Annotated in this window: 23 protein-coding genes; 22 read left to right on the forward strand and 1 reads right to left on the reverse strand. The window is 46.0% G+C overall.

Features of this window, described 5'->3' with window-relative positions:
* Positions 1-14: 14 nt before the first annotated feature.
* The 21 genes from flxY (at position 15) to L0U88_RS13865 (ending at position 16,896) form a co-directional block, all read left to right on the forward strand.
* Positions 15-1,304, forward strand: coding sequence for a flexirubin biosynthesis putative acyl-CoA ligase FlxY (gene flxY, locus L0U88_RS13765; protein WP_234866649.1), 1,290 nt, complete (start codon positions 15-17; stop codon positions 1,302-1,304).
* Positions 1,305-1,360: 56 nt separating this feature from the next.
* Positions 1,361-2,926: a flexirubin biosynthesis tyrosine ammonia-lyase FlxA gene (gene flxA, locus L0U88_RS13770; protein ID WP_234866650.1), complete on the forward strand. Its 1,566-nt coding sequence runs from the start codon at positions 1,361-1,363 to the stop codon at positions 2,924-2,926.
* A 7-nt stretch (positions 2,927-2,933) separates the two neighbouring features.
* Positions 2,934-3,662: a flexirubin biosynthesis SDR family reductase FlxB gene (gene flxB / locus L0U88_RS13775; RefSeq protein ID WP_234866651.1), complete on the forward strand. Its 729-nt coding sequence runs from the start codon at positions 2,934-2,936 to the stop codon at positions 3,660-3,662.
* Between the two features lie 5 nt (positions 3,663-3,667).
* The gene (locus L0U88_RS13780) at positions 3,668-4,891 is read left to right on the forward strand and encodes a beta-ketoacyl-[acyl-carrier-protein] synthase family protein (RefSeq protein WP_234866652.1); all 1,224 of its coding nucleotides are present in this window, start codon (positions 3,668-3,670) and stop codon (positions 4,889-4,891) included.
* Between the two features lie 68 nt (positions 4,892-4,959).
* Positions 4,960-5,217, forward strand: a complete 258-nt coding sequence (locus L0U88_RS13785; protein ID WP_234866653.1) for an acyl carrier protein — start codon at positions 4,960-4,962, stop codon at positions 5,215-5,217.
* Positions 5,217-6,098, forward strand: coding sequence for a lysophospholipid acyltransferase family protein (locus tag L0U88_RS13790; protein ID WP_234866654.1), 882 nt, complete (start codon positions 5,217-5,219; stop codon positions 6,096-6,098). Before L0U88_RS13785 ends, L0U88_RS13790 begins: the two co-directional genes overlap by 1 nt.
* Positions 6,095-6,526 carry a hotdog family protein gene (locus L0U88_RS13795; RefSeq protein WP_234866655.1) on the forward strand — a complete coding sequence of 144 codons (432 nt, stop codon included), beginning with the start codon at positions 6,095-6,097 and terminating at the stop codon, positions 6,524-6,526. Before L0U88_RS13790 ends, L0U88_RS13795 begins: the two co-directional genes overlap by 4 nt.
* Positions 6,527-6,543: 17 nt before the next feature.
* The gene (locus L0U88_RS13800) at positions 6,544-7,182 is read left to right on the forward strand and encodes a hypothetical protein (RefSeq protein ID WP_234866656.1); all 639 of its coding nucleotides are present in this window, start codon (positions 6,544-6,546) and stop codon (positions 7,180-7,182) included.
* Positions 7,183-7,192: 10 nt separating this feature from the next.
* The gene (locus tag L0U88_RS13805; protein WP_234866657.1) at positions 7,193-7,624 is read left to right on the forward strand and encodes an acyl-CoA thioesterase; all 432 of its coding nucleotides are present in this window, start codon (positions 7,193-7,195) and stop codon (positions 7,622-7,624) included.
* Positions 7,625-7,626: 2 nt separating this feature from the next.
* A complete protein-coding gene (locus L0U88_RS13810; RefSeq protein WP_234866658.1) occupies positions 7,627-8,775 on the forward strand; it encodes a beta-ketoacyl-[acyl-carrier-protein] synthase family protein in 1,149 nt (382 codons plus the stop codon).
* Positions 8,776-8,786: 11 nt separating this feature from the next.
* On the forward strand, positions 8,787-9,857 hold the full coding sequence (locus L0U88_RS13815; RefSeq protein WP_234866659.1) for a methyltransferase: 1,071 nt from the start codon (positions 8,787-8,789) through the stop codon (positions 9,855-9,857).
* 39 nt (positions 9,858-9,896) lie between these two features.
* Complete coding sequence (locus L0U88_RS13820) at positions 9,897-11,150, forward strand: NAD(P)/FAD-dependent oxidoreductase (RefSeq protein WP_234866660.1); 1,254 nt, start codon at positions 9,897-9,899, stop codon at positions 11,148-11,150.
* On the forward strand, positions 11,143-11,793 hold the full coding sequence (locus L0U88_RS13825) for a hypothetical protein (protein WP_234866661.1): 651 nt from the start codon (positions 11,143-11,145) through the stop codon (positions 11,791-11,793). Before L0U88_RS13820 ends, L0U88_RS13825 begins: the two co-directional genes overlap by 8 nt.
* A complete protein-coding gene (locus tag L0U88_RS13830) occupies positions 11,771-12,040 on the forward strand; it encodes a phosphopantetheine-binding protein (protein ID WP_234866662.1) in 270 nt (89 codons plus the stop codon). The genes L0U88_RS13825 and L0U88_RS13830 overlap by 23 nt, the downstream gene beginning before the upstream one ends.
* The gene (locus tag L0U88_RS13835) at positions 12,012-13,268 is read left to right on the forward strand and encodes a beta-ketoacyl-[acyl-carrier-protein] synthase family protein (protein WP_234866663.1); all 1,257 of its coding nucleotides are present in this window, start codon (positions 12,012-12,014) and stop codon (positions 13,266-13,268) included. Before L0U88_RS13830 ends, L0U88_RS13835 begins: the two co-directional genes overlap by 29 nt.
* Before the next feature lie 2 nt (positions 13,269-13,270).
* The gene (locus L0U88_RS13840) at positions 13,271-14,260 is read left to right on the forward strand and encodes a beta-ketoacyl synthase chain length factor (RefSeq protein ID WP_234866664.1); all 990 of its coding nucleotides are present in this window, start codon (positions 13,271-13,273) and stop codon (positions 14,258-14,260) included.
* Positions 14,254-15,015 (forward strand): polysaccharide deacetylase family protein, encoded by a 762-nt coding sequence (locus L0U88_RS13845; protein ID WP_234866665.1) that lies wholly within the window; start codon positions 14,254-14,256, stop codon positions 15,013-15,015. The genes L0U88_RS13840 and L0U88_RS13845 overlap by 7 nt, the downstream gene beginning before the upstream one ends.
* A complete protein-coding gene (gene lolA2, locus L0U88_RS13850) occupies positions 15,008-15,640 on the forward strand; it encodes a flexirubin biosynthesis/transport protein LolA2 (protein ID WP_234866666.1) in 633 nt (210 codons plus the stop codon). Before L0U88_RS13845 ends, lolA2 begins: the two co-directional genes overlap by 8 nt.
* Positions 15,618-16,253 (forward strand): flexirubin biosynthesis protein LolB2, encoded by a 636-nt coding sequence (gene lolB2, locus L0U88_RS13855; RefSeq protein ID WP_491893168.1) that lies wholly within the window; start codon positions 15,618-15,620, stop codon positions 16,251-16,253. Before lolA2 ends, lolB2 begins: the two co-directional genes overlap by 23 nt.
* Positions 16,250-16,633: an ApeI family dehydratase gene (locus tag L0U88_RS13860; RefSeq protein WP_234866668.1), complete on the forward strand. Its 384-nt coding sequence runs from the start codon at positions 16,250-16,252 to the stop codon at positions 16,631-16,633. The genes lolB2 and L0U88_RS13860 overlap by 4 nt, the downstream gene beginning before the upstream one ends.
* A 44-nt stretch (positions 16,634-16,677) precedes the next feature.
* On the forward strand, positions 16,678-16,896 hold the full coding sequence (locus L0U88_RS13865; protein WP_234866669.1) for a hypothetical protein: 219 nt from the start codon (positions 16,678-16,680) through the stop codon (positions 16,894-16,896).
* A gap of 47 nt (positions 16,897-16,943) precedes the next feature.
* On the opposite strand, the gene L0U88_RS13870 is transcribed toward L0U88_RS13865, so the two are convergent.
* Positions 16,944-17,087, reverse strand: coding sequence for a hypothetical protein (locus tag L0U88_RS13870; protein WP_234866670.1), 144 nt, complete (start codon positions 17,085-17,087; stop codon positions 16,944-16,946).
* Between L0U88_RS13870 and L0U88_RS13875 the strand changes: the two genes are divergently transcribed.
* The gene (locus L0U88_RS13875; protein ID WP_234866671.1) at positions 17,086-19,485 is read left to right on the forward strand and encodes a zinc-dependent metalloprotease; all 2,400 of its coding nucleotides are present in this window, start codon (positions 17,086-17,088) and stop codon (positions 19,483-19,485) included. The genes L0U88_RS13870 and L0U88_RS13875 overlap by 2 nt on opposite strands.
* Positions 19,486-19,612: the final 127 nt, after the last annotated feature.

Below are 19,612 nucleotides of genomic sequence, written 5' to 3' on the forward strand. Positions count from 1 at the left end.
TTTTCAACAATCGTATGAATTCACCCGAAATTTCATTTAATCATGCTGAGCAAATCAGCTCCCTGCAGGAAAAAAAATTGCAGGAACTGATTCAATATGTTGCTGCAAATTCCCCTTTTTATCAGGAACGCTTTGCCGCTTGTGGAATAAATCCGGCCGATATCAGGAATCTGGAAGATCTGCAACAGCTTCCGGTTACTACCAAAGAAGAATTGCAATTGAGGAACTGGGATTTCTGTTGCGTGCCGCGTACTGAAATTGCGGAGTATATGTCGAGTTCGGGTACCCTGGGCGCTCCGGTAACCATCGCCTTAACGGAAAAAGACCTGGACCGACTCGCCTACAATGAACTTTGTTCTTTTAAAATGGCCGGTGGCACGGCAGCCGATACCTACCAGCTCATGTTAACCCTCGACCGCCAGTTTATGGCCGGGATTGCCTATTATATGGGGATTCGCAAATTGGGCGCTTCCCTGGTGAGGGTTGGTCCGGGTGCCCCCTTCCTCCAGTGGTCTACCATTCAGCGGTTAAACCCCACTGTTATTGTAGGTGTGCCATCCTTCCTGGTCAAACTCATTGAATATGCCGAGGCCAATGGTATAAATCTGAATACCAGTTCGGTTCGGAAAGCCATCTGTATCGGGGAAACCATTCGCCAGCCCGATGGTATGCCCAACCGGCTTGCCAATCGGATTACAGATGCCTGGAATATTCAACTTTATGGCACTTATGCTTCCACAGAAATGCAAACTGCATTTACTGAATGTGAGGCAGGCAGTGGCGGTCATCTCAACCCCGAATTAATAATAGTGGAGTTGCTGGATGAAAACAACCAGGCGGTAAAACCCGGAGAACCCGGTGAGGTAACCATTACTACATTGGGTGTGGAAGGCATGCCACTGGTACGATACAAGACCGGGGATATTTGCATTCAATATGCGACTCCCTGTTCCTGTGGGCGGAATACAATCCGCCTGAGTGGGGTGATCGGAAGAAGACAGCAAATGATTAAGTTCAAAGGGACTACGCTTTATCCTCCGGCGATCTATGACCTGCTTAGCGAGATCCGGGCCATCCGGGAATACGTAGTTGAGCTGAGAAGCAGTGAATACGACCTGGACGAGGTACGTCTGCACCTCGACATTCCTGAACCCTCCGAAAGCCTGTTAACCACAATCCGGGAAAAACTGAGATCCCATTTAAGGGTGATCCCTGAAATAATTTTGGCCTCCACTGCGGAATTGCAGGCACTTCAGTTTCCTGAGGGCGGCAGAAAGCCGCAGAAATTGATCGATCACCGCTAATTGCGGCAATTTTATGCATAATACCTATTTTTGAGCCCTTTCAATACCACTAGAACGTGACAAATTTTACGATCGAAAAGCAACTGACCCTATCCGATTTTCGGAAAATCGTGCTGGAAGAAAGGCCGGTTTCCGTGCACTCTTCCATTCTGGAAAATGTTGCGAAGAACCATGATTTTCTCAAAGGCTTCGCTTCCAATAAAATCATTTATGGTATCAATACCGGCTTTGGCCCGATGGCCCAATACCGGATCAGCGAGCAAAACCTGAATGCGCTTCAATACAACCTGATTCGTAGTCACAGTACCGGTAGCGGTCAGCCGATTGACCCCACCCTGGTGCGCGGATTACTATTGGCCCGGCTGAATAATTTCCTGCAGGGTTATTCCGGTGTCCATCCGGAACTGGTGGAACTGCTGGTTGAATTGCTCAATAAAAAAGTCTACCCTGTTATCTATGAACATGGTGGGGTAGGAGCAAGCGGAGACCTGGTTCAATTGGCTCACCTGGCACTTACCCTTATTGGAGAAGGGGATGTGTGGTACCAGGGTGTAATCAGGCCTACCGAAGAAGTATTTGCTGAACTTTCGATCCAGCCACTGAAGATTCATGTGCGTGAGGGACTGGCACTCATCAATGGAACGTCAGCCATGACGGGCATTGCACTGGTTAATCTGCTGCAGGCGAAAAAGCTCCTGGAATGGTCGGTGTTTTTATCAGCCATGACCAACGAAGTAGTAGAAGCCTACGATGATCATTTCTCGCATGAGCTGAACCATGTAAAACACCATCCCGGTCAGCAGGCCGTTGCCAAAATGATGCGTTCCCTGCTGGGCGACAGTCATATGATCCGCAGCCGTAAAAAGCATCTGTACGAAGGAGATAAAATGGATCAGGATGTGTTTGAAGACAAGGTGCAGGAGTATTATTCACTTCGTTGTATCACGCAGGTACTCGGGCCTATTCTTGACACCATAGAACAGGCTGAAAAAGTTATTGTAGCGGAATTCAACTCCGTAAATGATAACCCGATCATTGACCATGAGAATGCAAATATTTTCCATGGAGGTAATTTCCATGGCGATTATGTATCGCTGGAAATGGACAAACTGAAGATCGCGATCACCAAGCTGAGCATGCTGAGCGAAAGGCAGTTGAATTACCTGCTGAATGCCAGGCTGAATGAAAAATTTCCGCCATTCATGAACCTGGGAACACTGGGACTGAATTTTGGTATCCAGGGAATGCAGTTTACAGCTACTTCTACGGTTGCTGAAAACCAGACTTTCAGCAACCCAATGTACATACATAGCATCCCCAATAACAATGATAACCAGGACATCGTGAGCATGGGTTCCAATGCGGCCCTGCTAACCCGTCGGGTGATCAATAATTCCTTTGAAGTTTTGGTGATCCAGATGATCACGCTGCTGCATGCCGTGGATTACCTGAAATGCCAGGATCGCATGGCTTCTGCGACAAAGGGATTGTATGAAGAAATAAATGCCATTTTCCCCAGTTTTGTGGACGATGCGCCCAGGTATAAAGCCATCGCTAAAGTGAGGGCTTATTTTGAGAAATCAGAGCCGGTTGTGAGTAAGGCCATCCGTCAACAACAATAATACGCGTATGAAATCTGCATTGGTAACCGGGGGATCCCGTGGTATTGGTCGCGCCATCTGTATTAAAATGGCCGGATTGGGCTATCATGTACTGGTGAATTACAAAGGAAATAAAGTTGCGGCTGAAGAAACCCTGGAAGCGATTAAAGCTGCAGGCAGCACCGGTGAGTTACTGGCCTTTGATGTGGCTGATAAGGAGCAGATAAAAACCGTGCTGGGTGGATGGATCGAAGCCAACAAAGAAAATCCGATTGAAGTGCTGGTCAACAATGCCGGCATTAAAGATGATACCCTGATGATGTGGATGAAAGATGAGCAATGGGAATCGGTGCGGGCGACCAGCCTGGATGCATTTTTTTATGTAACCCGCGAAGTGCTGAGCGGAATGCTGATGAGGAGGATGGGAAGAATCATCAATGTGGTGTCTTTATCAGGCTTAAAGGGTATGCCGGGACAAGCAAATTATTCTGCTGCGAAAGCCGGTGTGATTGGTGCAACCAAGGCCCTTGCCCAGGAAGTTGCCAAGCGGGGAGTTACTGTTAATGCAGTAGCTCCGGGATTCATCCAAACGGATATGACGGAAGGACTTAATGAGCAGGAATTAAAAGCAATGATTCCTGTACAGCGCTTTGGAAAACCCGAGGAAGTGGCACATGCCGTCGCATTTTTGGCTTCGCCGGATTCTGGTTATATTACAGGCACCGTTTTATCAATCAACGGAGGACTATATACGTAACTGGCATGAAGAGAGTAGTGATTACTGGCATGGGGATTTATTCCTGTATCGGCAAGAACAAGGATGAGGTGAAGCAATCCCTGTACGAAGGAAAATCTGGTATTATCCTGGATCCTGCCCGGAAGGAATTTGGCTACCGCTCCGGCTTGACCGGATTTGTAGAGCGGCCTAATCTGAAGGGACTGTTAGACAGGCGGGCGCGTATCATGCTGCCTCAGCAGGGTGAGTATGCGTATATGGCTACATTGGAAGCACTCCAACAGGCAGGTATAACCGATGAAATGCTGGATCGCATGATCATTGGTGTTTTATATGGTAACGACAGTTCTGCTGAACCGGTCGTAACCGGTACCGATCTGATGCGGGAAAAAAAGGATACCACCCTGGTGGGCTCAGGTTCCGTATTCCAGGTGATGAATTCCACCGTTACCATGAACCTGGCAACCATCTTCCGGCTTAAAGGTGTGAATTTTACTGTGAGTGCGGCCTGTGCAAGCGGTAGTCATGCGATCGGGTTGGGTTATCATTTTATTAAATCCGGATTGCAGGAAGCGGTGATCTGTGGCGGTGCACAGGAGATCAATATTTATTCCATGGGCAGTTTTGACGCCCTTTCTGCTTTCTCTATTCGCGAGAACGATCCTACAAGAGCTTCCCGTCCATTTGATAAAAACCGGGATGGATTGATACCATCGGGTGGAGCGGCTACGGTTATTCTGGAAAGCCTGGATTCAGCGTTGGCCAGGGGGGCGAATATTTTGGCAGAAGTGGTGGGATATGGGTTCTCATCCAATGGGGAACATATTTCCAACCCAACAGTGGATGGTCCGGTCAGAGCGCTGACCATGGCGTTGAAGGATGCAGGCATTGAATCAAAGGAAATCTTCTACATAAATGCACATGCCACCTCAACTCCCGCAGGCGACAGCAGTGAAGCAAGGGCGATTCATGAGGTATTTGGGGCTACGCGTCCTTATGTGAGTTCCACCAAATCCATGACTGGTCATGAGTGCTGGATGGCCGGGGCCAGTGAGATCGTATATTCAATGCTGATGATGCAAAATAATTTTATCGCTCCCAATATAAATTTTGAAGAGCCCGATGAAGATTCGGCTCGTATTAACCTGGTAACCAAAACAATCGATACAGAATTCAGTTGTTTTCTGTCCAATTCTTTCGGCTTCGGTGGAACCAACTCATCGCTGATCGTAAAGAAATACGACAATTAATCACCAATTATCGACGTTTTATCCTTTTCTGGAATATAAAAAACCTTAACCGACTTAATTTCGCCGCTATGACAATGGAGCAACTTATTGAGAAGATTAATTACCTCCTGGTAGAGGAATTTGAAGTGGACGCGGAAAAAATTACCTCTGAAGCGAACCTCAAAGCAACTCTTGAGCTGGACAGCCTTGATTATATCGATATGGTGGTAGTGCTGGAACATCATTTTGGATTCAAAGTGAAACCAGAGGATTTTACTTCCATTGAAACCATTCAGGATTTTTACGATTATACCGCCCGCCGCATCCATACTAAAGAACTAGTATAATGGCAAGCTGGCAGGGAAGATCCCAGGCCCTTCCGCTGGGTTACCGGATTTTCGTTGTGGTTTTAAAGCGGTTGGGATTAGCTCCCGCCTATGGTCTTCTCCGATTTGTTGCAGCCTGGTATTTTCTGTTTTCCAGGAAATCTACCAGGGCGCTGAATATTTATTTTAAGGAGCGACTTGCTTATTCCCGTGGGAAGGCAACCAGGGCTATATACCGAACCTATTATCATTTTGGTCAGACCCTGATTGATAAAGTAGCTGTGATGGCAGGGTTAAATACCCCCTTCACGTATGATTTTGATGGAGAAGAATGGCTGCACCAGATGGTGAAAGAGGGTAAAGGCGGATTGTTGCTCAGTGCACACATGGGCAATTGGGAAATCGCCGGACACCTGTTGAAGCGACTGAAGGCACCTATTAATGTGGTTATGTACGATGGGGAGCAGGAGCAGATCAAAGCCTACCTGGAAAAAGTAACTGGTGGCAGGAATATGAAGCTGATCATTATCCGGGAGGATCTCAGCCATATTTTTGCTATCAATGAAGCCCTTCAAAGAAATGAACTGGTATGTATGCATGCAGATCGTTTTCTGGAGGGAAATAAAACAATATCCACCCAATTCCTGGGGAAAACCGCTAATTTTCCGGCTGGTCCCTTTTTACTGGCGGCCAGCCTGCAGGTTCCGGTTAGTTTTGTGTATGCTTTTAAGGAATCTAACAAGCACTATCATTTTTTTGCCAGTCCACCTGTCTTGTACAGAGAAGGTGCAAAACAGGAAAGAATATTGAAAGCGCTGCAGGATTTTGTGATGGAGACGGAGAAAAAAATCAGTCTTTATCCAACCCAATGGTTTAATTTTTACGATTTCTGGAAAGCATGATACTACTAAGCAAAGATCAACTGGCCTCTATTTTACCACAACGACCTCCATTTGTGATGATAGACGCGCTGGTTGCAGATGATCCTTTCTCTACTGAAACAAGTTTTGAAATCCTACCCTCCAATATCCTGACCCATAACGGAAAAGCGACTGCTGCTTTATTGGTTGAAAATATCGCCCAAACAGCAGCGGCAGGGGCTGGATATAAAGCTTTGCAAGGAAATGGACCGGTTTTGGTAGGTTTTATAGGAGCCATTAAGAACCTTGAAATCCATTCACTACCCGAAGTTGGAGCCCAATTGAAAACGATCACCAGGCAGGTCAATGCAGTTTTTAATGTATCGATTGTTGAAGGAACAGTGTACCGGGATGATCAGCTGCTGGCCTCCTGTGAAATGAAAATTTTTCTACAGGAACCCAAATCATAACCATTAATACTACAACCATGAAAAAAAATCTCTTATTCCTTTTATGCGGCATCTTTCTGTTTTCTACTAATTCATTGTTCGCACAGAAAAAAGCAGATATTCTGAATGAAGCTACACCGATGACTTACCTGGGGGTAGATTTTTCCAGGACTAAAGTGATCAATGACTTTGCTGCAACTGCTTCAGATATTAAGAACCGTCATTTCCCTGGCATCAACCAGGTAATTATTGCAGAGCCCAAGAAATTCGACTGGCCCAAATACCTGGATCGCGGAAACATCTCCAATGATATCGCTGCCGTTACTGCTATCAATGAAAAAGTGGATGAAAAAGATATCAGCAGCACTTCTACTGCAGACGAAACACATCTGAAAGAGTCGGATATCCAGGGTATGGTGAACAAATATGATCTTTCAGGCAAAAAAGGTGTAGGCCTTGTAGTAATCATGGAATCACTAAGTAAGCCTGCCGAAGCAGCATCCATGTATATTACATTCATCGACATGGCTACAAAAAAAGTTTTGTACACAGAGCGTATGGTAGAAAAAGCCGGTGGTTTTGGCTTCCGGAACTATTATGCCAGCACGATTTATAAAGCCATGCAAACCATTAAAAAATCAAAACTCAAGTCCTGGCGCTCCAGCTTCGGGTCCTGAGCTATAACCTATGAATAAAGGAACCCTTTCGTTTACCAGAGAAATTGCCGTACGCTTTAATGAAGCTGATCCGCTTGGCATTGTTTGGCACGGTCATTATGTTCGTTATTTTGAAGACGGGCGTGAAGCTTTTGGTCAGGCATTCGGACTAAGTTACCTGGATATTTACAAACATGGATATTCAGTTCCTGTAGTTAAGATTGACCTGGATTATAAGAAATCACTTAAGTATGGCGACCGTGTAATAATTGAAACGGAATTTATTCCCTGTCATGCTGCCAAGTTGCAATTTATTTATCGGTTATACAATGCCGTTACAAAGGAACTGGTAGCGAAAGGTTCCACAACTCAGGTATTTCTGGATCATCCCGAAAATAATCTGCAACTTATCAATCCGCCTTTTTTCGAAGCGTGGAAGCAAAAACATTTAGGTGCCGGCTAAAAATGAAAACGCGTCCCGCATATATCGTAGCTCATCATATGGTAACACCATTGGGAAGCGGTACCGCTGCCAACCTGGATGCTATTGCTTCCGGAAAATCGGCGGTAACAGATAATCTTCACCAGGTTTTCCAGGGCCAGGGTATTTGCGGGGCTTTGTTCAGTGAAGAGCAATGGAAGCAAATAAGGGCGCCCTATGATACGGATATTACCCATTTCGAAGCGCTTTTGTTACATTCTATCGAGGCTGCCATTGCAACTACCAACTTTACACTGAATGATCCGGCAACAGTTTTGATTCTGGCTTCTACCAAGGGAAATATCGGGGAATTGCAGGAGGGAAACGAAGCAGCAGCTGAGCGTGTCGGATTACATGAATCGGCAAAAAAGCTGGGATTGCTGTTGAATTATCACAGGCGCCCACTGATTGTTTCCAATGCCTGTATATCCGGGATGACTGCCTTGCTGGTTGCAAAAAGATTGCTACAATCAGGTCAATATAAACGTGCAGTAGTAGCAGGAGCCGATTCTATCAGCCCCTTTATAATAGCCGGTTTCAAATCATTCCAGGCCTTGAGTACATCCGTATGCAAGCCATTTGATAAAGAGCGGAACGGGCTGAACCTGGGTGAAGGCGCGGCAACTGTTTTGTTAAGTACAGAACCTGCCGGTACCTGCCTGGCCGTAAGTGGCGGTGCTACAACCAATGATGCCAATCATATTTCAGGTCCATCACGAACCGGTGCGGAAATGGCACATGCAATTAAAAATGCCATGAAGCAGGCGGGTGTTTCTTCAAATGAAATCGGATTTATCTCTGCTCATGGTACTGCTACACCCTACAATGATGAAATGGAATCGAAAGCGTTTCAGCAGGCAGAACTTGAAAAAGTACCTGCCTTCAGTCTGAAGGCCAGTTTCGGGCATACGCTCGGAGCAGCCGGACTGATCGAATCAGTCATCTCAATGGAGGCTTTTCAGCGTGGCTGGATCCTTCCATCAGTAGGATATTCCAGCCATGGTGTAAGCGCACCTGTGACCATATCAACAAGCTTAATGAAGGGGGTACCCCTTCAACATTTTATAAAAACAGGCTCGGGATTTGGAGGATGTAATGCCGCCCTTGTCTTTTCGAAAACAACAACCCAATAGTAGTATCCAACATGAATCATTTTTCTAAAGACAGATTAACAGCAGTTGAAGCAAAAGAAGCTGCACAGCGGGTCGCTTTTGGTCCCGTTATGTTCCAGGCGGCACAGGCCATGCGCAAGAATGGATTATTACAGGTAATTCGTGATGCTGGGAAAGCTGGTATTACCATAGAAGAAGCTGCTTCCCGGTCGGGATTATCACACTATGGGGCAAGAGTGCTGATGGAAGCAGGACTTGGGATGGGTGCGTTTCTGCTGAATGAAGACAAGTACACCATTACCAAAATGGGTTTCTTTCTCCTGTCTGATCCGTTGACGAATGTGAATATGAATTTTATTGATGATGTATGTTACGACGGATTGGCATCATTGGAGGAAAGTATTGCAACCGGCAAACCGGAAGGACTGAAGGTATTCGGCGAATGGAATACGATTTATGAAGCGCTTTCCAAACTTCCACCACAGGTGCAGAAAAGCTGGTTTGAATTTGACCATTATTATTCGGACGGATCTTTTCCTTTGGTGCTGCCCATGGTATTTGCAACCGGGGTAAAGAAGATCATTGACATCGGTGGAAATACCGGGAAATGGTCTATTTCCTGCGCACAGTATGCACCGGACATTTATGTTACCATAATGGATCTGCCCGGGCAGGTATCGATGGCGCAGGCAAAAATCAGGGAGCTTGGACTGGAAGACCGCATAACCTTTCATCCGGTGAATATCCTGGATGAGAACCAGCAATTCCCAAAAGGGCATGATGGTATCTGGATGAGCCAGTTTCTGGATTGCTTTTCTGATTCAGAAATAACGTCTATCCTTAAACGCTGTTATGAGGCCATCGATGAAAATGGATATGTATTTATTCTTGAGAATTTCTGGGATTGCCAGCGTTTTGAGGGAGCAGCTTTCAGTGTGCAGATGACCAGCCTCTATTTTACGGCACTTGCCAATGGTAACAGCCAGATGTACGATTCGAAAGTATTCAAGAAATGTATTCATGATGCAGGACTTTGTATTGAAGAACAGATCGATCATATCGGAGAGGGCGGGCATACCCTGCTGATCTGCCGTAAAGCATAACCCAACAACAGCCAGTATTTCAATCCTAAAACAATCGACGTGAAACATGTACAAACAGATGTGCTCGTAATTGGTGCCGGTCCCTCCGGTTCCGTGGCTGCTTCCATCATCAAGCAAGCCGGGTACAACGTAATCATGGTTGAAAAAATGAAATTTCCCCGTTTTGTAATTGGTGAGAGCCTTTTACCCCGATGTATGGAAGCATTGGAAGAGGCGGGCTTCCTGGAAGCGGTGAAAGCAAAATCCTTTCAGCAAAAGAACGGTGCGAAATTCGTTAAGGATGGTATGATTTGTGACTATTCCTTTGCCGATCAGTTTACTAAAGGATGGAGCTGGACCTGGCAGGTGCCAAGAGCTGAATTTGATAAAACCCTTGCCGATTGCTGCGAAGCAATGGATATTCCATTGCATTATGAAACAACGGTTACGGACATACGCTTTAAAGGATCCGACTCCATTACAACAGTAGTGGATAAAAATGGAGAAGCGTCAACCATTGGTGCAAGATTTATTGTGGATGGCAGTGGATATGGACGGGTTATCCCTAAATTGTTTGGGTTGGACAGGCCATCCTCTCTGCCCGGCAGAAAGGCGCTTTTCTGCCATATGAAGGACGAAAAAAGGCAGACTGTACATGAACCCAACCGGATCACCATCGTAACGCACAAACCGGGTGTCTGGATCTGGGTGATTCCTTTCGCGTCTGGCATTACTTCGGTTGGCTATGTGGGTGATCCTTCTTTCTTTGCAAATTACAGCGGTACAAATGAAGAGGTGTACAATGCCCTGTTGGAAGATGAACCTTACCTGGCTGAACGATTCCGTGGTGCGGAGAAACAGTTTGAAGTAAGAGTGCTGGAGTCCTGGTCTGCTACCTGTGATAAATTTTACGGCGAAGGATTTGTATTAACCGGTAATGTAACCGAATTCCTGGATCCCATCTTTTCTTCCGGAGTAACCCTTGCAACTGTGTCCAGCCAAACCGCTGCGCACCTGGTGATACGGAAATTGAAAGGAGAAGAAGTGGATTGGGATACAGAATACATGGATCATATGATGCAGGGAGTTAACACCTTTCGTACCTATGTGAATTGCTGGTACGACGGTACACTGGATACGATTTTCTTTTCAAAAAATCAGCAGCCGGAAATCAAGAACATGATCTGTTCGGTATTGGCTGGTTATGTATGGGACAAGGAAAATCCTTTTGTCAGAGAACACAACCGACAGGTAAAAAAACTGGCAAGAACACTTACGTTGAAACAAATACTGGAAGAGGATAGGAATGAGTAAGGAACTGTCAGGCAATTATTGGATAAACAAAGCTGCGAAAATCGGTTCGAACCGGGCTTTTCGGAATCAGCAAATCTTCCTGGAAAAACCGGAACTCACCACGGATGAATTTCTTGTGGCATTGTACCGGGAGATCGGTATGGAATATCCAAAATGGTTCAAGATGGACCGCTTGTCCAAACTGGGCATGCTGGCTGCTGAATTGGCATTAGGTATGCCGGGTGGTAACCTGGCAGATCCGTTTGGCTCGGCCGTTGTTTTGGCTAACCGGCACTCCAGCCTGGATACAGACCGGAAATTTGTGGAACAACTAAAAGAAATTCCAAGTCCCGCTGTATTTGTTTACACCCTTCCCAATATTGTAACCGGCGAAATCAGCATCCGCCATGGGTTTAAGGGCGAGCAGGCATTTTTTATAGACGATCTTTGTCCGGTTGAATTTATGGTGAATTATGTCCAGACACTATTTGATGAAGGAAACACCCATACCTGTTTATTTGGCTGGGTAGATATTCTGGGTGAGCAGTACAATGCAACGCTCTACAGTGTATCCGGTGTTCAGGAGGATTCAGTACATTCAATACCATTTACAAGTAAAAACGTATATCAATATTTTGATCATGAACAGGGAGCAGTTAGTTGAAGAATTAAAACAGCAGATCATTGAGCAATTAAATTTACAGGTGCAACCGGCTGATATTGTAGCCAGTGATCCCTTGTTCAATGAAGGCCTGGGACTTGACTCCATCGATGCATTGGAACTTATTGTGTTGATGCAGCAGAAATACCGCATCAAACTGGCTAATGCAGAAGACGGGCCGAAAATATTTCAATCGGTAGATACGATGGCTGATTTCATTCTTGCCAACCAAACTCCGCAAGCAGGCTGATATGCAGCAGGCGGTGTACATAGCGGGCAGGGGTGCGATCTCGGCAATCGGTAAAAACCGGGAAGAAAACCTGGAGACCTTAAAGAAGGCAGAAACAGGCATTGGTTCTATCCAATATCTTTCAACTGCCCATGCAGGCCTGTTCCCGGCTGGAGAGGTGAAGGCAGATAATGAAGAGCTAAGTAAAATGGCCGGTTGGACGGGCACCAATAGCAGGAGTTCTCTGCTGGGGTTTATTGCTGCGCGCGAAGCCTTACAGGAAGCCGGATTGATGGAGGGAAATCGGGTACGCCATACTGTTAGTGGAAAGCGACTGAAAATTGGTTTGATATCTTCTACAACCGTTGCTGGTATGGATCTTACTGAAAATTTTTTCCCTGCTTTTCTCCAAAACCGAAAAGGTGGTAAACTCCGGATGGTTCGTCAGCATGAAGGAGGAGCAACAACTGAGCGAATTGCACAGGCACTAGGCATAAGAGATTATGTAAACACAATCAGTACAGCCTGTTCTTCTTCTGCTAATGCCATCATGCTGGGAGCACGTTTACTGAAGGCGGGAGAACTGGATGTGGTGATAGCGGGAGGAACGGATGCCCTCAGTAAGTTTACCCTGAATGGATTTAACACCCTGATGATTCTGGATCAGCAACTTTGCCAACCTTTTGATCAGAATCGCCGGGGACTCAATCTGGGTGAAGGTGCGGGATTCCTGGTGTTGGTTGGTGAAAAAGCGGCGGAACTCCTGGGAGGTAACTATCGGGTTCGCGTGGCGGGATATGCCAATGCCAATGATGCACATCACCAGACCGCCTCATCACCTGACGGTACCGGCTCCTTTCTTGCTATGAAAGGGGCGTTGGAAATGGCAGGAATTACTCCGGATCAGGTTGGCTATATCAACCTGCATGGAACCGGAACGCAAAACAATGATTCCTCCGAAAGCATTGCAATTGAAAGAGTATTTGGAAACCGCTATCCCGCTATGAGCACTACAAAGGGATACACCGGGCATACGCTGGCAGCTTGTGGCGGATTGGAAGCTATTTACTCCTGTTTTTCATTGGAGCAACAACTCTTGTTTCCCTGTTTGCGCATACAGCATCCGGTTATAGAAAATCCGGGTGTGGTAGTAACCGAACTCCGCACTGTAAACGGATTACAGCATGTATTGTCCAATTCCTTTGGATTTGGTGGTAATTGTTCATCTTTATTATTCTCACTGAGGTAGTCATGTATATAAATGGAGCTTCCGCCATATCACCCCTTCCGGTTTTTGATGCAATGACATCCGGTATTTCTTTTATTCCCGGCGAAGGCAACCGACTGACAGCTTATGAACCAGCTTATAATAACCTGATTGATCCCAAACTGATCCGACGGATGAGCCGTGTTATCAGGATGGGAGTGGCTACCGCGATGGATGCCCTTCGTCAGGCCGGTGTTTCCAATCCGGATGCCATCATAACCGGCACTGCCTATGGCTGCCTGGAGGACACGGGTATTTTTTTGAAACGACTGGTTGAAAACGGAGAGGAAATGCTGACTCCAACTGCATTTATACAGTCTACCCATAATACAGTTGGTGCCCAGGTGGCATTGTTACTGAAATGCCACTCTTACAATAATACTTATGTTCAACGTGCACAATCATTTGAACGATCGCTCCAGGATGCACGGTTATGGTTAACCGAACATCCGGGTGCATCGGTTTTGGTAGGTGCCGCAGACGAACTGACCGATTATAGTTATGCACTCCTGGAACGATTTGGCCTGTATCGTCACCAGGCAGGAGGAGAAGGTGCTGCCTATTATCTGGTAACTGATGCTGCTTCAGAGAAAAGCTGGGCCAGGGTTGATCAGGTGTACACACTATTTGATCCCGGTCCGGAAGAGCTTCAGGATCTTGCTGCTGCTTTGTTGCAAGAGGCATCCGGACAAATAGATTTATTGCTGTCCGGTGAGGAAGAGATGGATTACAACGCTGATCAATATGCGAAAGTTTCATCTGTTTTGGGATACGGTCTGCCGGTAATTCGTTATAAAAAATATTGTGGTGTCTATCCTACAGCTACTGCATTTGCCAGCTGGCTGGCAGCCTGGTGGTTGAAAGCAGGGAAAGTGGAAGTAGATGGATTGCAGCTTCTTTCGCCAGGGCGGATCCTGATTTACCAGGCAGATCCATCCGGCTATCATTCATTTATCTTATTGTCCGCATGCTGACCTTTAAAACAAGTTCGGCACTGGTGATCCTCGCCTTATTGGCGATTTGGCTTATCGGCCTGCCGGTATGGGCAGGGATTGTAGTGGTATTGATCTATGTAGGCGGGTTAGTCTGGGGCAGTATCCGGGTATCTTCACAATTCTATATGCCATCAATTTGCAGTGGAAAAACAGCTGCAAGGCAAATTGCCATCAGTTTTGATGACGGTCCGCTGCCGGAGTATACAGCTGCTATTCTGGATAGCCTGTCTGCCGCAAACGTGCCGGCTTGTTTTTTCTGTATCGGAAAAAGGGTGGAACAATATCCCGAACTGGCCAGCAGGATCGTGGAACAGGGGCATATCATCGGAAATCACAGCTATAGCCATCATGCCTTATTTGATCTGTATTCTCCGGGGCGAATGAAGGAAGAACTGGAGCAAACCAATAGGCTGATATATGCTGCCACGAAAAGGAAGCCAACCTATTTTCGTCCGCCTTATGGAGTAACCAATCCTAATCTTGCGAAGGCAGTAAAAAAAACGGGTATGACAACCATTGGCTGGAATATCCGGTCTTTGGATACGGTAGCGAAAGACCAGGAAAAATTACTGGAAAAACTGTGGAAGGAGCTTAGGCCGGGAGCCATCATTTTGTTTCACGATACCATGGCAATAACTGCAGCGATGCTTCCGGAATTTCTGCAGGGTGTAAAAGCAAGGGGTTATGAAATCGTACCAATTGACCAACTGATTAACGAAGATGCTTATGCGTAAATTATTTCTAGTCATACTGGTTATCACTGCAACTGCGGTGAATGCTCAGCATAAGGGATATACAGCGATACCGGATCTGGGATCGTTTAAATCTTCTTTTACGGCAAAGTCGGCCCAGGTAAATTCGATCCGCGCTGATTTCACGCAGGAGAAAAATCTGAGTCTGCTGGCAGAAAAAATTGTTTCGAAGGGCAAATTCTGGTTTCGTAAGGAAACCCAGGTGCGCATGGAATACCAACATCCTTTTCAATACCTGATGATTATAAATGGAAAGAACATTTATATTAAAGACGGGCAAAAGGAAAATAAAGTGTCAGCCCGTTCCAATAAGCTCTTTCAGAAAATCAATCAATTGACCATTGACTGTGTGCAGGGTACGGTTTTTACGAATCCTGATTTCAAAGTGAAGGCATTTGAAAACAAATCGCAGTACCTGGTGGAGATGGTTCCGGTAGCAAAGGATATGCAGGACTTTTTTTCAACCATCCTGGTAACGATCGATCGGAAAGATTACTCGGTAGCCAGTATTAATATGATAGAAAAAGGGGGCGATAATACCCTAATCAGTTTTCAGAACAAGGAAATCAACCAGGCGATACCCGATGCGGTTTTCCAGTACAAATAAGCTGTTTCTACTATTACTGCTGGTAACGGTTATGAATAGTTGCCGTTCCATCTATAACAGTTATCCGCCGGTTTCGGTAAGGCAGGATTGTTTGATGGAACTGGCTCCCCGTTTTCAGAATGAGTTATACAAAGCGCAGGTAGACATCACCGGTAGATCGCTGGGTGGATTATTACTGATTAAAAAGATGCCGGATTCTTCCACCAGGATCGTTTTCTCTACGGAAATGGGAGTAAAGTTTTTTGATTTTGAATTCAGGGAAAATGGTGAATTTAAAGTCGTTGATATCCTCAAAAAATTAAACAGGAAACCTGTGATATCCGCACTACGACAGGATTTTGAAATCCTGCTCATGCAGGAGAGGGGGAAAATACCCGAAAGAATTCTTGAACACGGAAACTATCTTTATCATGGTTATTCAAAAGGCAAAAAACAGGCCTGGTATTTGACGGATAAAAATTGTCAAAATTTGGTAGGTGCGGAACTTTCTTCTACAAGAAAACCATTAGTGCGATTGAATTATTTCTACCAGGGCACTGGCAATCCGGACTCAATACAGATCAGACATCTGAATTTTTCATTCAATATAGCACTCAAAAAACTCGAGCGATGATACTCACAGGCGAATTTTTCACCATACATGCTCTTGAAAAAGGGGATGGGATGGTAAAAGCCGGACTATTATGGAATGCGGAGCACCCCATTTTTCAGGGTCATTTTCCCGGGCAGCCTGTCGTGCCAGGAGTATGTATGATCCAGCTGGTTCAGGAGATACTGGAACAGGCACTCGAAAAACCGGTTGAACTGGTGTCCAGTTCGCAGGTGAAATTTTTACATGTGATTGATCCACGTCAATTCCCGGTAACGGATCTCCTTCTTCAATATAGTGTAACTGAAAAAGGTACCTACCAGGTAAGCTCCACCCTGATGAAAGAAACCACCAATTTTATGAAGATGAATGCGGTGTTTAACGCTCCGGTGTTAAGCAAATAATCCACCATTGGAAAAGCTTCCCTAAATTTGTCAAAATTTGTGTTATGCGACTGGTGAGATGGACAATGATGCTCCTGTTTGTTGTAGTGCTTTCCAATGCTGCCGAAGCACAGTGCTCTATCTGTACAAAAACAGCCCAGCAAATGGGCGAAAAGCCTGCCAAAGCCCTTAATTCCGGGATCATTTATCTCGCTGCTACCCCTCTTGCGCTGATGGGCTTTATTGGTTATCGTTGGTGGAAATCCAACCGCGATATGTTCTGATACATGTAATCTCTTTCTAGCTTCCCGTCTCCCTTGTCTCCTTTGTCTCACATTCCTTCCGTTTGCTGCTCCAGTGATTCCTTCTCCATCCTTGCCATCTTCCATTTCTCCGTCTTCCATTCCTCCCTCTTCCTTTCTTCCTTGCCTCCTTTGTCTCCCGTTTCCTTATTTTTAACAAAACACACCATCATGCGCATTTTATTACTGCTGCTGATTCCTTTGTTTTCATTGGGACAGGCTCTTCCCTCCATCGAGGAAAAAACAAAAGGTCTTGAAAAAGCAGCAGGGTTTATCCCCTTTTATATAGATAAAGACAATGGAAAAATCTGGCTGGAAATAACTGAACGCGACCAGGAAATTCTTTACTGCATTTCCCTGCCGGCCGGATTGGGATCCAATGATATCGGGCTGGATCGCGGGCTGCTTGGTTCTCAGCATGTAATCCGTTTTAAGCGGAACGGGAAAAAATTGTTTTTGCATCAACCCAACTATGACTACCGGGCAAATAGTAAAGACGCGCTGGAGCGAAAAGCGGTAGAAGAATCCTTTGCTTCATCCATTGTATGGGGCTTCCCGATAGAAGCGGCAACAGGCAATACCTACCTGGTGGATGCTACTGATTTTCTATTACGGGATGCCATGAAAGCAGGTACCCGTATCCGCTCTGCCAAACAGGGATCATTTGTTCCGGATAAAACCCGGAGTGGCATTTATTTCGAAGCGATAAAGAACTTTCCGAAAAACACAGAACTGGAAGCAACTGTAACACTGGTTAATAATGATGGTGAAGTGGGACCACAGGTGCGGTCGGTCGCCGCCAACCCGGATGCCATATCCCTTCGCATGCATCATTCTTTTGTTGAATTACCAGACGATGGGTACAGGCCAAGAGCCTTTGATCCGCGTGCAGGTTATTTTCCGATTTCCTATTATGATTACAGCTCTCCAGTTTCGGAGCCCATTGAAAAATATTTTATCAGGCGCCACCGCCTTCAAAAAAAGAATCCCAAAGCGGCCATCAGTGAGCCCGTAAAGCCAATCGTTTATTACCTGGATAATGGCACACCTGAACCAATCCGTTCTGCATTGCTGGATGGTGCCCGCTGGTGGAATGAAGCCTTTGAGGCAGCCGGATTCAAAAATGCATTCCGGGTGGAACTGCTTCCGGAAGGTGCAGACCCTATGGATATCCGTTATAATATGATCAACTGGGTGCATCGCTCTACCCGTGGCTGGAGTTACGGAGCATCGGTTACGGATCCCCGTACAGGAGAAATTATCAAAGGTAATGTTACCCTTGGTTCGTTGAGGGTTCGACAAGATTATCTCATTGCCCAGGGACTGCTGGCACCATTTGAAAAGGGAGTACCTGCCAATGATAAAATGTTGTCAATGGCACTGGCCAGACTAAGACAGCTGGCGGCACATGAAGTGGGACACACACTGGGAATCATGCACAACTATGCCTCCAGTGTCAATAACAGGGCCAGTGTGATGGATTATCCTCATCCGCTCATCCGGTTAACTGCCAAAGGAGAGATTGACATGAGTGAAGTCTACGATACCAAAATTGGTGACTGGGATAAGCTGGCTATCGCTTATGGATACTCGCAGTTTGCAGATAATACCAATGAAAGTTCAGCTCTTGATAAACTGCTTCGGGATGGTGCAGCAAAAGGACTGCTGTTCATCGCAGACCGGGATGCCCGTGCACCCGGTGGTTCGCATCCGCAGGCGCATTTGTGGGATAATGGAACCGATGCAGTAACGGAACTGAAAGAAGTGATGAAGGTCAGGACAAAAGCACTGGATGCATTTGGAGCCAACTCCATTCGAAATGGTACTCCCATGGCAATGCTGGAAGATGTTTTGGTGCCGGTATATTTTTATCACCGTTACCAGGTGGAAGCTGCTGCCAAACTGCTGGGAGGTGTTTATTATAGTTATGCTGTAAAAGGAGATGGTTCTCCGGCTATGAAAATGGTGACAAAAGAAGAGCAATTAAAAGCACTGGATGCCATCGCGCAAACCCTTGATCCTGCGGCGCTGAGAATACCCGATAAGATTTTACAATTGATTCCACCAAGGCCGGCCGGGTATAGTGCCTCACGCGAATTGTTTACCAAGCGAAGCGGACTGAATTTCGATCCGCTCGCACCTGCAGAAACGGCGGCTGATCTGCCATTCTCTTTTATTTTTCATCCTGATCGCATCAATCGAATGGAAATCCAGGGACAACAGGGAGGACTCTCCGCAGGTGAAATGGCAACGAAACTGATAGAGCTAACTTTTAAGGCTAACCGAAAATCCGGAATGGAGGCAATGATCCAGCAACAAACAGAACAGGTATTGCTTACCTACCTGCTGAACTGGTCGGTCAATGAATCCTTATCCATTCCGGCGCGCGCCCGGGGTGCTGCAGTAGTCAGGGAGTTAAAAGAATGGCTCGAAGCTTCCCTGAAAAGCACAACGGATACTTCTTTAAAAGCCCATTATAATTACGCACTGGAACGAATGAAAGCCCCGGATAAAGCAAAACCTACGCAGCATGCGGTGATACCACCAGGGGCACCGATAGGATGTGAATGAGGAAGTGAGATGTGAGACGTCAAATGTGAGACGTCAGACGTCAAACGTGAGACGTGAGAAGTGAGACGATGGAAGTCTTTCCGTTCTCACGTCTCACATCTCACGTCTCACGTCTCACATTTCACAT

Source organism: Flavihumibacter fluminis (assembly GCF_021491375.1).
In the GTDB taxonomy this organism is placed as follows: domain Bacteria; phylum Bacteroidota; class Bacteroidia; order Chitinophagales; family Chitinophagaceae; genus Flavihumibacter; species Flavihumibacter fluminis.

Coding starts and splice junctions, on each gene's coding strand:
- L0U88_RS13840 (WP_234866664.1), top strand. CDS start 13,271: ATGTATATAAATGGAGCTTCCGCCATATCACCCCTTCCGGTTTTTGAT.
- L0U88_RS13800 (WP_234866656.1), top strand. CDS start 6,544: ATGAAAAAAAATCTCTTATTCCTTTTATGCGGCATCTTTCTGTTTTCT.
- flxB (WP_234866651.1), top strand. CDS start 2,934: ATGAAATCTGCATTGGTAACCGGGGGATCCCGTGGTATTGGTCGCGCC.
- L0U88_RS13865 (WP_234866669.1), top strand. CDS start 16,678: ATGCGACTGGTGAGATGGACAATGATGCTCCTGTTTGTTGTAGTGCTT.
- L0U88_RS13825 (WP_234866661.1), top strand. CDS start 11,143: ATGAGTAAGGAACTGTCAGGCAATTATTGGATAAACAAAGCTGCGAAA.
- L0U88_RS13790 (WP_234866654.1), top strand. CDS start 5,217: ATGGCAAGCTGGCAGGGAAGATCCCAGGCCCTTCCGCTGGGTTACCGG.
- L0U88_RS13795 (WP_234866655.1), top strand. CDS start 6,095: ATGATACTACTAAGCAAAGATCAACTGGCCTCTATTTTACCACAACGA.
- L0U88_RS13815 (WP_234866659.1), top strand. CDS start 8,787: ATGAATCATTTTTCTAAAGACAGATTAACAGCAGTTGAAGCAAAAGAA.
- L0U88_RS13875 (WP_234866671.1), top strand. CDS start 17,086: ATGCGCATTTTATTACTGCTGCTGATTCCTTTGTTTTCATTGGGACAG.
- L0U88_RS13785 (WP_234866653.1), top strand. CDS start 4,960: ATGACAATGGAGCAACTTATTGAGAAGATTAATTACCTCCTGGTAGAG.
- L0U88_RS13870 (WP_234866670.1), bottom strand. CDS start 17,087: ATGATGGTGTGTTTTGTTAAAAATAAGGAAACGGGAGACAAAGGAGGC.
- L0U88_RS13810 (WP_234866658.1), top strand. CDS start 7,627: ATGAAAACGCGTCCCGCATATATCGTAGCTCATCATATGGTAACACCA.
- L0U88_RS13860 (WP_234866668.1), top strand. CDS start 16,250: ATGATACTCACAGGCGAATTTTTCACCATACATGCTCTTGAAAAAGGG.
- flxY (WP_234866649.1), top strand. CDS start 15: ATGAATTCACCCGAAATTTCATTTAATCATGCTGAGCAAATCAGCTCC.
- lolB2 (WP_491893168.1), top strand. CDS start 15,618: ATGCGGTTTTCCAGTACAAATAAGCTGTTTCTACTATTACTGCTGGTA.
- L0U88_RS13845 (WP_234866665.1), top strand. CDS start 14,254: ATGCTGACCTTTAAAACAAGTTCGGCACTGGTGATCCTCGCCTTATTG.
- L0U88_RS13780 (WP_234866652.1), top strand. CDS start 3,668: ATGAAGAGAGTAGTGATTACTGGCATGGGGATTTATTCCTGTATCGGC.
- L0U88_RS13830 (WP_234866662.1), top strand. CDS start 11,771: ATGAACAGGGAGCAGTTAGTTGAAGAATTAAAACAGCAGATCATTGAG.
- L0U88_RS13805 (WP_234866657.1), top strand. CDS start 7,193: ATGAATAAAGGAACCCTTTCGTTTACCAGAGAAATTGCCGTACGCTTT.
- lolA2 (WP_234866666.1), top strand. CDS start 15,008: ATGCGTAAATTATTTCTAGTCATACTGGTTATCACTGCAACTGCGGTG.